The sequence below is a fragment of the Rhizobacter sp. P3_B12 genome (genome assembly GCF_056402895.1).
The window spans coordinates 20,651-32,459 of record NZ_JBFUGN010000003.1; the positions used below are offsets into that span (position 1 = coordinate 20,651).

10 protein-coding genes are annotated in these 11,809 nt (G+C 68.4%); 4 read left to right on the forward strand and 6 right to left on the reverse strand.

The features are described 5' to 3' along the window. Positions 1-98: 98 nt before the first annotated feature. Genes AC1D01_RS00415 through AC1D01_RS00425 form a run of 3 tightly spaced genes read left to right on the forward strand, consistent with a single transcriptional unit; the run spans position 99 to position 4,013 of the window. Positions 99-1,337: a lipopolysaccharide biosynthesis protein gene (locus tag AC1D01_RS00415; RefSeq protein ID WP_477864143.1), complete on the forward strand. Its 1,239-nt coding sequence runs from the start codon at positions 99-101 to the stop codon at positions 1,335-1,337. Position 1,338: 1 nt separating this feature from the next. Continuing rightward, positions 1,339-3,252, forward strand: a complete 1,914-nt coding sequence (gene asnB / locus AC1D01_RS00420) for an asparagine synthase (glutamine-hydrolyzing) (protein WP_477864144.1) — start codon at positions 1,339-1,341, stop codon at positions 3,250-3,252. Then, positions 3,243-4,013 (forward strand): glycosyltransferase domain-containing protein, encoded by a 771-nt coding sequence (locus tag AC1D01_RS00425; protein ID WP_477864145.1) that lies wholly within the window; start codon positions 3,243-3,245, stop codon positions 4,011-4,013. Before asnB ends, AC1D01_RS00425 begins: the two co-directional genes overlap by 10 nt. Positions 4,014-4,023: 10 nt before the next feature. Here AC1D01_RS00425 and AC1D01_RS00430 read toward each other — a convergent pair whose 3' ends face one another. Both AC1D01_RS00430 and AC1D01_RS00435 read right to left on the reverse strand, forming a co-directional pair. Next, positions 4,024-4,953: a glycosyltransferase family 2 protein gene (locus tag AC1D01_RS00430; RefSeq protein WP_477864146.1), complete on the reverse strand. Its 930-nt coding sequence runs from the start codon at positions 4,951-4,953 to the stop codon at positions 4,024-4,026. After that, positions 4,950-5,906 carry a glycosyltransferase family protein gene (locus tag AC1D01_RS00435; protein ID WP_477864147.1) on the reverse strand — a complete coding sequence of 319 codons (957 nt, stop codon included), beginning with the start codon at positions 5,904-5,906 and terminating at the stop codon, positions 4,950-4,952. Before AC1D01_RS00435 ends, AC1D01_RS00430 begins: the two co-directional genes overlap by 4 nt. A 53-nt stretch (positions 5,907-5,959) precedes the next feature. Between AC1D01_RS00435 and AC1D01_RS00440 the strand changes: the two genes are divergently transcribed. Then, positions 5,960-6,697 (forward strand): glycosyltransferase, encoded by a 738-nt coding sequence (locus tag AC1D01_RS00440; RefSeq protein ID WP_477864148.1) that lies wholly within the window; start codon positions 5,960-5,962, stop codon positions 6,695-6,697. On the opposite strand, the gene AC1D01_RS00445 is transcribed toward AC1D01_RS00440, so the two are convergent. The 4 genes from AC1D01_RS00445 to AC1D01_RS00460 all read right to left on the reverse strand — a co-directional run bounded on the left by AC1D01_RS00445 (position 6,679) and on the right by AC1D01_RS00460 (position 11,473). Next, the gene (locus AC1D01_RS00445; RefSeq protein WP_477864149.1) at positions 6,679-8,451 is read right to left on the reverse strand and encodes a PglL family O-oligosaccharyltransferase; all 1,773 of its coding nucleotides are present in this window, start codon (positions 8,449-8,451) and stop codon (positions 6,679-6,681) included. The two genes, AC1D01_RS00440 and AC1D01_RS00445, sit on opposite strands and share 19 nt — an antisense overlap. Then, a complete protein-coding gene (tfpZ, locus tag AC1D01_RS00450; RefSeq protein ID WP_477864150.1) occupies positions 8,451-9,260 on the reverse strand; it encodes a TfpX/TfpZ family type IV pilin accessory protein in 810 nt (269 codons plus the stop codon). The genes AC1D01_RS00445 and tfpZ overlap by 1 nt, the downstream gene beginning before the upstream one ends. 1 nt (position 9,261) lies before the next feature. After that, positions 9,262-10,920 (reverse strand): PglL family O-oligosaccharyltransferase, encoded by a 1,659-nt coding sequence (locus tag AC1D01_RS00455; RefSeq protein ID WP_477864151.1) that lies wholly within the window; start codon positions 10,918-10,920, stop codon positions 9,262-9,264. 82 nt (positions 10,921-11,002) lie between these two features. After that, positions 11,003-11,473, reverse strand: a complete 471-nt coding sequence (locus AC1D01_RS00460) for a pilin (RefSeq protein ID WP_477864152.1) — start codon at positions 11,471-11,473, stop codon at positions 11,003-11,005. Between the last annotated feature and the right edge of the window lie 336 nt (positions 11,474-11,809).

Sequence of the window (11,809 nt, forward strand, 5' to 3'; positions counted from 1 at the left end):
AAGGCGCAGCAGGGCGGCGAGCGCACGCGCTACGGTAGCAGAAGCTCATGGGCCCGGGCCGCGCGTGCCGCACCGATCCGGCGAATGACGCTCCCGGCATGATCCGCCACATCGCGAAGGCCAATGCGATCCTGCTGTTCCAGTACGCGGCGGGGGCGCTGGTGCCGCTGCTGCTCGTGCCCCACATCGTGCGCTCAATCGGTCTGGCGAACTATGGCCACCTGGCAGTGGCCCTCGCGTGGGCAGGCTTCGGAGGGCTCATCACGCAGTACGCATTCCAGCTGACTGGCCCGCAGCGCCTGGCCGGCGACCCGTCCGCGACGGACACGATCCTGGCCGATGTCGTGGTGGGCAAGGCCACTCTGCTGGCCGTCGTGCTGCCGCTGATGGTGCTCGTGGCCGCCACGCAGGCCCCTCCCGGCGCCGCTGGCACCGGGAGCTGGCTCGTGCTGCTGCTGGTCCCGATCGGTGCAGCGGCCAATGCGAGCTGGTTTCTGCAGTTCCAGGGACGCTTCCTCCGGGTTGCGCTCGCCGCCATCGTGGGCTCGTGCGGGGCGCTGGCGCTCGGGTGGTGGGGGGTCGTCGGCAACGGCACCGTATCGGTGGTGGCCGCCGCCGTGTCGTTGTCGTTCGGAGGCGTGTTCGTCGGCCTGGTCACCTTGTGCTCGGCCTGGCGGCTCGCCGGCCTGCGGCGCGACACCGTACGCAACAGCCGCCCGTTGCCGCTGCTGCGAGAGGACTGGCCGCTGTTCGCTTCCCAACTGGCCTCCGCGTTGTACACCGTGGCGGGCCCGATCCTGATCAACCAGGTGGCCGGTGCGTCGTCGGCCGGCAGCTACAGCGCCGTCGAGCGTGTGGTCAACGCGCTGGCGGCGGCATGCCAGCTGACCTACGTCGCCGCCTACCCGCGCCTGGCCAGCAGCTACGTCAACGACCGGCGCGCCTATTGGCGCCTGCTTACCCAGCTCATCGGGGCTCATCTCGCGGCGACAACGCTGCTGGCCGGCATCATATGGACTTGCCGCGAGCCGTTGTCGGCGTTCATCTTCGGCACGACAGCCGAGGACACGCGGTCCTTGCTGGCCTGGGGCCTCGGGTGGCTGGTGGTCGGCATATTCGGTCCGGCATTGACGGGATACCTGACCTTGAGCCATCGCAAGCCGAAGGTGATGTCGCTGAACCTCGCAGTCCTCGGCATCTGTGTCCTGGTCGGCATTCCCGCCATCGCGGCATTCGGACCCACCGGCTGGATGGCCACCCTGGTCTGCTCGCAGCTCGTCGTGCTGATGGTCGGAATCCACTACTGGCGGTCGCGAGACGAAGCGCAGGAGACCTGACATGTGCGGCATCGCCGGATTCATCGACCTCTCGCGGGCCACGGAGGCTGCCGAAAGCACCTTGCGCGAGATGCTGGCCCGCATCGCGCATCGCGGACCCGACGACAGCGGAACCTGGCTGCACGACGGCGTCGCGATCGGGCACCTGAGACTGGCGATCGTCGACACCTCGCCCTCCGGCCACCAGCCGATGCTCAGCACCAGCGGGCGCTACGTGCTGGCCTTCAACGGCGAGATCTACAACCACGCCAGCCTGCGCAACGAACTCGTCGCACGCGGCGCGGTGTTCAAGGGCCACTCCGACACCGAAGTCCTGCTGGCGCTGATCGAGGAGCAGGGGCTCGCCGCTGCGTTGACCCGCTGCGTCGGCATGTTCGCGATCGCCTTGTGGGACCGGCAGCAGCGGCGGCTGGCGTTGGCGCGAGACCGGTTCGGCGAGAAGCCGATCTACTACACCCGCCAACACAACAGCTTCCTGTTCGCGTCCGAGTTGAAGGCGTTGGCGGCCCATCCATCGTTCGAGCGGCGCTTGAACCTGCATGCGGTGGCCCAGCTGATGCGCTTCGGCTACATCGCCGCGCCGCACAGCATCTATGAGAACGTGCACAAGCTGGAACCGGCGGCCATCCTGCAGCTGGACATCGACGCAGCCTCGGCTGCACCGACCTTCCATCACTACTGGCGTGCCGAGGACGCTTTCGCGCAGGGCCTGGCAAAGCCCTTCGAGGGCAGCTTCGAGGACGCGGTCGGCGCACTGGACACCCTGCTTCGGAATGCCGTGAAGGGACAGATGCAGGCGGACGTTCCGCTCGGCGCGATGCTGTCCGGCGGCATCGACTCCTCGACCATCGTGGCGCTGATGCAGGCGCAGTCCGCCACGCCGATCCGGACGTACTGCATCGGTTTCGACTCGCCCGCCTCGGACGAGGCCCCGCACGCGCGTGCGGTCGCACAGCACCTGCAGACCCTGCACACCGAGCTCTACGTCAGCAGTGCCCACGCGCGCGCCGTGATTCCGCAGTTGCCGACGCTGTATGACGAGCCGCTCGGCGACTCGTCCCAGATCCCGACCTTCCTGCTGGCCGGACTGGTTCGCCGGGATCTCACCGTGGCGCTGTCCGGCGACGGCGGCGACGAGGTGTTCGGCGGCTATCCGAAGTACCTGGTCGGCAGGCGCTACGCGGGCCTGCCGGGGCGGCATGCATTCGCGGCGCTGCTGGCCGCCGTTCCGTGGCGCGCTGCCCAGGCGCTGTCGGCCCCGTTGCCGCGGCCGATCGCTTCGCGCCTGGTCGCACAACGACTTCGCCTTCGCCACGCCTTGCTGTCGGCCCGCGGCCCGACGGACATTGCCGAGGTGCTGGCGCGGGTTTCGCAGGATGACCTCGACATCGTGCCGGGTGCGCGCCGCCTGGAGACCGTCTTCTCCGCGCCAGCCCCTCTCGCACAAGGGCGTCAGCCCGATTACGTGCGGGCCGCCATGCTGCTCGACCAGCGCGCCTATCTGCCGGGCGACATCCTCGCCAAAGTGGACCGTGCCACCATGGCCAACAGCCTGGAAAGCCGCGCGCCGCTGCTCGACCACCGCGTCGCCGAGCTGGCGGCGTCGCTGCCCACCGAGTACCTGGTCGGTGCGGGCCAATCGAAGCGCGTGCTGCGCGAACTGCTTTACCGCTACGTGCCGCGCGCGTTGGTCGAGCGCCCGAAGCAGGGCTTCTCGGCGCCACTGGCCGACTGGCTGCGTTCAGACCTGCACGATTGGGCGGCCGACCTGATCCACGGCAGCAAGGGATCGCCCTCGTTGAACCGCCCGTTCTGCGCCCGGCTGCTGGCCGAGCATCGGGCGGCCCAGGCCGACCACTCCGGCGTGCTGTGGTGCGTGCTGAGCTTCCTGGCCTGGGCGGACGCATGGCTGTGAGCACCGGTCGCCTGCTGGTCTACACCTGCGTCGCCGGCAACTACGACGAGCTGCCGGCGCCGCTCGTCGAGAGCGCGGACATCGACTTCATCTGCCTGTCGGACGCGGCCGTGTCCGTGCCGTCGCCCTGGATCCTGCAGCGCCTACCGGCCATGCCGCTGAGCGCGCCGGAGTTGAACCGCTACGCCAAGATGCACCCGCACCTGATTTTCCCGGAGCACGAGGCGAGTCTCTACGTGGACGGAAACATCCAGATCATCTCGGATCCTCGTCCGATGGCCGCGAACGCGCTCGCCAGCCACGACCTGTCGCTCTATGCGCACCCGTTTCGCGACTGCGCCTACCAGGAAGCCGAAGAGTGCGCCGCGATCGGATACGCCTGGTCGGCGACCATCCGGCGCCAGATGCGCGGCTATGCGGCCGAGGGTTTTCCGCGCGGACACGGCCTCCATGAGGCCGGCGTGATCGTGCGCCGCCACGCTTCACCTGGCGTCCAGCGCCTGATGGCGGCGTGGTGGGCGGCATACCGCAGCGGCGTCCGGCGCGACCAGATCAGCCTTCCGTTCCTGGCGTGGAAGCTGGGCGTGCCGATCGGAAACCTCGGCCCGAGCGATCCTCGTTTCACACAGCGGTATTTCCGGTTGCGCGAGGGTCACCGCCGACCCGTGCCATCGCGCATCCTGATGCGGGGCCGGCTCAACCGGCTGTGGGATCGGTTGGCAAGCCGGCTGCGGATCGGCCCACCGGCCGGCTCGAACTGACGAGCTTTCCTCAGTCGCGCGCGCTCGACTGGGGTCCGGCGCGCGACAGCAGGCCGTCACGCAGTCCGCGCAGCATCGGTGGCAGGTTCTGCGATCGAGCCTCGCTCAGGAAGCCGAAGAAGAGCACGATGTGGAGGCACTGCTTGATGTCGGCGGTGCGCCAGCGCCAACTGGCGTACGGCCGGCGCCACACCAGGACGCTGTTGCGCACGATGTAGTAGTAGCGGAAGGGCCGATGCGCCGGCACCTGGCGCCAGCGCATCCACCAGACACGCAGCGTGTGCTCGCCCAATCGGTGCTGGAGTACCGCTGACGACACGCCGGCCAGCATGAAGCCGCGCGACCGCGCGCGCAGGCACCACTCGGTGTCGACCTTGTCGATGAACAGGCTTTCATCCATGTCCCCGACTGTTTCAAGCGCGGCCCGCGTGGCGAGGCAGCCGGATGCGATCAGCATGTCGCAGGCAACCCAGGGCCGTGCCGTCGACGCCGCCAGCCTGCGGTAGCCGAACCACCCGAAGCGGACGAAATCGGCCGTCACGCCACTGCCCTGCAATGCCGGTCCGACAGCGGCGACACGATGGCCGGCGAGGCGCATGGCATCGGCTGCGCAGACGAGCTCGGACACCATGTCCGTCGCCGGAACGCTGTCCTGGTCCAGCAACAGGACAAAGTCGCTGCCACGCTCCAACGCGCGCCGGATGCCGATGTTCTGCGCCGCGGCGACGCCGCGGTTCTCGGGCAGGCGCACAAGCTCGACGCCTGACAGCGTCGATTCGAGGCGGCCGGGCATGCCGCCGCTCGCGTTGTCGACGACCACGGCATGTACGACCTGGCCGTGCAGCGCGTCGAGCAACAACTGCAGGCGCGCGGGATCGGGCTCGAAGGTGACGATGACCGCGCAGACGCGCTGCGCGGCCGTGCGCGCGGAAGCAATCATCGGCGAATCCCGGCCGGCAGCGGACGGGCGAGGCCGAAGATCCCCGCGAGCGCCCCGCTCGACAGGCGGGCGAGCTTGGCCAGCCGCCGGTCCTCGACCAATGCGATGCCGGTCGCTTCATAGGCGAGACGAAGCAGGCAGAGTGCCGAGAATGCCGGCTCGACCAGGGCATAACGGGTCGCGAGCCACATGGTGTTGCGCCCGATCATGCCGCGCCGTCGCGGACTGTGGCCGCCCGATTGGAGCGTCATGCCGAGCACGCGGTAGGCCGTTCGCTCGCCCACCGAGTGCGCGAACTCGCAGTCGCCGTTGACGAGCACGTGCAGGCCGGCGCGCCGCGCCCGCATGCAGTATTCGGTGTCGACGTGATCGACCGCGAGACCCTCGTTGTAGGGTCCGACGCGGCGCAGCGCCGCCAGGCTCCATACCGACATCGAGTTGATGACGAAGGCGACCGGCCGCGTGCCGGTGAACTCACGCGGCAGATGATGGAAGCGCCAGCGCGACAGTTCGAGGTGGCGGGCCCGCAGCCCGGTCGCCCGGTCGCGATGGGCGGGCGCCACGGCCGCGGTGTCGCTGCGCGAAAAGGCACTTCGCGTCGATGGATGGGCAAGGAACGCCGACAGGCTGGCCGTGTCGGAATCGTCGTCGACGAAGACGACATGGCGCAGCGCGGCGGCGTCGGCATCGCCCAGCCGTCGCAGCGCAGCGTTGTAGGCCCCCGCGAGACCTCCGGCATTGCCGTTGACCAGCACGCTGGCATTCGACGGCAGCGCAACGGCATCGGCCACGGCGGGATGGCCCGACGGCGAGTTGTCGACGATGAGCAGCCGCTTCACGGCGCCTGCCAGCGATGCAATCGACGCCGCAGTGCCGGCCCGCGGGTCGAACAGCACGAGCACGGCAGCCATCTCGTCCGCGTCGGGCGGCGCGACGGTCGAGGCGGGCGTCACGGGTGCGGCTCCCGGTGCGGCATGCCGCATGGCAACGCATAGACTTGCGCCCGATGAACGACATCACCGTATCGATCGTCAGCCACGGTCAGGGCGAACTCGCCAGCCTGCTGCTGTCGGATCTCGACCGCATCCGCTGCGATCTCGTCAGGCGGATCATCGTGACGCTGAACACCGACGAGCCGTGGTCCCCACCGGCCTCGATCGGCGGCGCACCGGTGCTGACGATCCGCAACGCGAGGCAGGCAGGCTTCGCCGCGAATCACAACGAAGCGTTCCGTCACTGCGAAACCCCGCTGTTCGTGATCGCCAATCCCGACGTGCGCCTGCACGAGGATCCGTTCGCCGCGCTCGCGCAAGCGCTGGCACATCCGCGATGTGCCCTGGCGGTGCCGTGGCAGGTGGACGCGCGCGGCCAGGTCGAAGACTTCCGGCGCCGGATCCCGACGCCGCTGTCGCTGGTTCGTCGGGCTGCCTCCCGGGACCGGCGGCTCACCGAGACGGCGGACATGGAATGGGTGGCCGGCTCGTTCATGGCCGTGCGAAGCGAGGTGTTCCGCGAGCTGGCCGGTTTCGATGCAGGCTACCGGTTGTACTGCGAGGATGTCGACCTGTGCCTGCGCCTGCAGCTCGCGGGCTGGCGCATCGAGGTGCTGCCGCACACGGTGGTCGTGCACGACGCGAGGCGCTCCTCGGGCGGCGGCAGCTGGCGGCATTTGCGATGGCATCTGATGAGCTTCGTGCGGCTGTGGACATCGCGCGCGTTCTGGCGCTACCGGAAGTCGCGATAGCCGAGCGCAGACTCGGGAGCCAGGCACTGGAAGGGCTTGTCCTTCACAGCCGCATCGTCGCAGGGCGCGAAGAAGGCTTCGGCCTGGTCGTTGTTGAACTCTCGCAGACGCCGTGCCACGTAGCGTGCACGCTGCGCATCGCCGGCCTCGTCGAGCGCACGTGCCCACGCGATCAGCAGGCGCGCATCGAGCAGGTAGTGCGGTGCGCTGCGGAACGAYGGCATCGCTTCCGAAGGGTGTTCGACCGTCGTCACCGCTGCGTAGTCCGCGTGGTGCGCGAAGAACCAGCTGCGCTGGCCGTCGGCGATGCGGTCCTGCAGACTGGCCGCCCCGGCGGGCGGCGAGAAGATCGCGACGACGCGTGCGTAGTCGGCCACCGCGGCGATGCCTCCGGCGACGAGCCCGCAGCAGGCCACCGCCAACAGCAGCGGCGGCAGGCTGCGGCCGCCGCGCGCGGGGTCGCTTGCGGCAGCGCCCCGCGACAGTGCCGTGCCGAAGGCGAAGACCGTGGGCAGCAGGAAATACGCGTACCACAGCGGGTACTCGAGCTGGCTGTGCACGGCCATGGTCAGAACCATCATGGTGGCCGCACGCAGGCTGCTGCTGTCCTGCCCGGCCGGGACGCGCAAGGCCGCGCGGCACGCACACCACAGCGCGTAGAGGAGCAGCCCCAGGACGAGCAGGCCGAGTGGCAAACCCAGCTCGACCAGCAGCTGCAGCGGAAGGTTGTGGGTATGGTCGAAGAACGCCGTCGGGCGGCCCGGGAAGGCCGACAAGGTCCAGGCCAGGTTGAACTCACCCCAGCCGACGCCGGTCCAGGGCTGGGCAGCGATCATGGACAGCGTGTTCCCCCAGATGGCGAAACGCGAGCTCGACAGGTCGGACCGGTGCAACTGCGAATCGCCGCTGAACGCGTGCGTGCCGGCGCGGGCCCAGGCGTCCATGCCGACCCAGCCCAGCACGAAGACGACTGGCGCGGCCCACAGGAGCAACCGCGTCGTGCGGGACATGCGGCGATCCACCACGGCCCAGACCGCCAGCAGCGCAACGCAGATCGCCCCGGTGCGCGAGGCGGTCAGCACGATGCCGAAGATGAACAGCGGCAGCAACAGGCCGGTGCTCCAGCGCACGACGGATGTGCTCTTCGGCGCGTCCGATGCACGTTCCCGGGTCCACACCAGCGCAATCGCCGAGAGCACGAGCAGGCTGGCCAGGTGGTTGGGCTGCCGCAGGTTCGCGCCGACCCGACCGGGCGAGGAGACATGCGCGATCCAGTTGCCGTTGGTCCATTGCGGCGCGAAGGTCTGGACGAGGGCGATGCCGGTGCTCAGGACACCGGCCCATACCAGGGCCTCGCAGAACGCGCGAAAGGCGTGCTCTCCGACCTCGGTCCGTGCACCCGCCGCTGCGACACAGGTGACGAGCGCGGCCGCCACCAGCAGCCCGGCCGACGAGAGCGCAAGCGGCACGGGCAGGCCCGCCAGCAGGGCCGATGCCAGGACGCCGGCCAGCATGAGGCCGAAGGCGGCCAGCAGGCTGTTGACGGCAGCGCCCGGGTTCAGGGGCGGCCGCGGCTTCAACCAACCGGCCAGCACCATCAGGAAGAGGAACACGCCCCACCCCACCAGTGCCGCGGCCTGGTTGAGGAATGTCGCGGAAGGCGGGACGTTGTACGCCAGCGCGCCGGGCACGACAACGGCCAGGATGGCCGTGATGCGCAGCGCCTCGAGGCCGCCTCGCGAAGGCTGCGGCATCAGAAGAACCCGTCCAGCGGGAGGTAGCCGACGATGTTCGCCTGCGGTTCGTCGAGCAGCACGACCCAGCTCTCGCGGCGCGACATCAAGGGGAGAAAGCGAAGCCTGGCCGCATCCACGCCCGCCTTGGCGGCGATGGACTGCACCGCGGCGCCGGCGTCCGGATAGTGCGCAGCAAGTTCCGAAATCGGGCGGGCGGCCTTCAGCATGTCGGCACGTGCGCCGGCGATGTCCGACCAGTTGGCCGGGTCCATCGACAGATCCACGCCTCCCAGGCCCTTCGTCATCGCGCGGAAGGCGGCATCCGGTGCGGTGGGCTTCTGCGCGGCAATCAGGACCGGCCCGGTCCACGACAGCTGGCGCATGCCGGGCGGTGCGGCGGCCAGCGATTCGGTCTCGATCTCGACTGCCGTCACGACGCGCAGGCGATCGACCTCGAAGGCGACGATGGCAGGTCGCGCCAGTGCGATCGTGTAGATGCCATAGCCGAACGCGGCGACCTGCACGCAGGCAATGACGGCGATGTCGCGCACCAGCTCGCGCATCGGCTTGCCCGGCGCGGCCACAACGGCCGTCAGCACCGGACCGAGTACCAGGTCGACGGCCGTCAGGAGGACGAACAGGTTCAAGCCCCCGGTGAGCTCACCGTACGGGCTCGGGTACCAGACCAGGAACACCAGCACGCTCGCCAGCGCTGCGATGCAGGCGCTGACGAGGACATGCAAGGACGTGGCGCGGACGCGGCGTGGGAGGGCGTGGAAGATGTCCATGGCATCTCTGAAAGCGAGGTTGTGAAACGAGGCCGGCAACTCAATCGGGCAGTGTCGCTGCGAATTCGACCAGCTTCGGCTGCTGTGCCTGCTCGCCTTGTTCGAGCAGGACCTTCCGCTCGCTCCTGGCCATCTTGCCACCGTAGATCGATTGAATGCCCGTGAAGACCTGCCTGCCCTCATCGGCTCGACCTTTCAGTGCCAGCGCGGCAGCGTAGCGCGAGATCGATGCGGGATAGGGGTAGCGTCGCATGAGCTGCGCCAACTCGGCCAGATCCGCATCGGACAGTTCCGGCGTGAGCGGCAGGCGAGACAGCCGCAGGAATGAGGTCAGCGAGGACAGCAACGGCGCGTCCGGTGCCGGCTGGGCCGCTCTCAATCGGCCGATGCCGGACTTCTCGAAACGGATCAGGCGGAAATCCTCTTCGACCTCGCGATAGTTCCAGGTCAGCGCGACCCCCAGTGCCGCGCTGGCGGCCACGGCCGGGACGCCCCATCGCGCCGGGAAATTCAAGCGACCGGGAACATCGCGCTCGATGATGCCGATCCACAGACCGACCGGCACCAGCAGGTAGAGGTAGTGGTACGGTAACTCGATCATGCTGTGCGCGCCGACCACGGCCAGCGTCAGCACGCCGGCTGCACCCGGCAGGCTGCGCACGGAGAAGGTCCGGCTGACGGCCCAGGCGACGATGCACAGGCCGAGCAGGCCACCCAGCGGATAGCCGCACCAGAGCAGCAACTCGAGGAACAGGTTGTGACCATGCAGCCAGAGTTCGTTGAACTGCACGCCCGGTCCGGCCATGCTGAGCTGGGCTTCGCCGACCTGAAGCCAGCCGTAGCCGCTCCAGGGCGAGTGGTTGAGAGCCTCCACCAGCTGCGGCCACACGACGAAGCGATTCGACGACAAGGCCCGTGCGCCGAGCGGGTTCGTGCTGGTCAGCAGCAGCGCCGACTGCACTTGCGGCCAGATCCACATCAGCAGGAACTGGCAGGCCGTGACGGCAGCCACCGCGGACAGTGGCGTGCGGAACCCGACGCGTCGCCTCATCAGCAGCATGCCACCCAGCACGACGGGGCCGAATGCGAGGGCCGTGCGCGACTGCGTCACGGCCATCGCCGTCAGCAGCAGCGCCAGCAGCGCGGCAGACGACATCCCGCCCACGCGGCGCAGCTCGTACAGGTAGAGCAGGCCGACCCCGGCCATGCCGATCAGGGTCGCCAGATTGTTGGGCTGGCCCAGATTGGCCGACGGACGGAAGGCGGACGGGATCTCGACGGCCCACAGGCCCATCGGCAACTCCAGCGCCTGTCCCAGTGCGAGGACACTCGAAGCGACGGCACCCACCAGCAAGACGGTGGACAGCACTTCGGCGAATCTCGGTTTGATTCCGGCGCGCACATACCCGACGCCGATCGCCGAAGCAAAAACCATCACGTAGAAGGCCGCGACCCAGGCGTCGCCGGCAAAGACCAGCCGGCCGCACAGCCATTGCACGGGTGGGATGAGCGCCACTGCACAGACGAACCAGAACACGACCGGCAGGCGTTCACGCAACCAGCCGCGGCCGGCATCCAGCGCAAGGGCGAACAACGCGATCGCCGCACAGACCTCGTTGTAGAACGATGTCCACGGTGGGTAATGATCCGGGACCAGCCAGGCGGCCACCAGGGCCAGCAGGGACAGCAGTTCGAGCATCGGGTGCGCTGGAAACGGGCTTGGAAAATGAAAATGGCGGCCCGAGGGCCGCCATTGTCTGCTGAAAAATCAGCGATGCGGATCAGCCGCGGCACGAACCCGGCAGGAACTTCGCCAGGATGTCGGTGCCCGTGCCGCCGCRAACCCAGCGGTAGACGGAGTCGCCAGCCGTCGGAGCGGTGGTGGCAGCATCCTTGTAGGGGATCAGGGTGACCTTGCCGCCCACACCGCCGTTAGCCATGTTCTTGATGCCTTGGCTGGTCACGGTGATGATGCCGGTGGTGGCCGCCGTGGCAATCTGGGCGACATATTGCGACGAAGCGGTGCTCGCCTCGCAGCCCCAGCTGTTCGCTGCTTGAGGAACGGAGCTTCCGGACTGGAACACTTCAGTGATCGTGGTGCGGCAAGCCGACGCAGCCAGGATGACTTCCGAGTTCTTGGCACGGATGGTGTAGTCCTGGTAAGCCGGCAGAGCGACGGCAGCCAGAATACCGATGATCGCAACGACGATCATCAGTTCGATGAGGGTAAAACCTTGTTGAACGCGCTTCATGGTGTAGAGCTCCTGAGATGGGAACGGGTGGGACACGCCAGACAAGATGCAGTCCTCGTGCCAAGCTCAATCCCTAGTTTTGATGTGAATTTCGCCCGCAGTTCTGACGCGGGCGGTCACCGTCCGCACCAATCGCCTACTGCACCGGTTCTGGATTGACGAAAAGCGTCACTCCGAAGTTGTCACCGGCCCCGCGAAATCCGTTGTCAGATGCTTCAGGCCAGTTCGATCATCTGACCCGCCTGCAGCGCGGCGATGCGATGCGGCGTGACGAGGTTGGCAACTTCCTGCATCACCGAGTCGACCTCGCCCGGCTTGATGTGCGTGATGTGCACA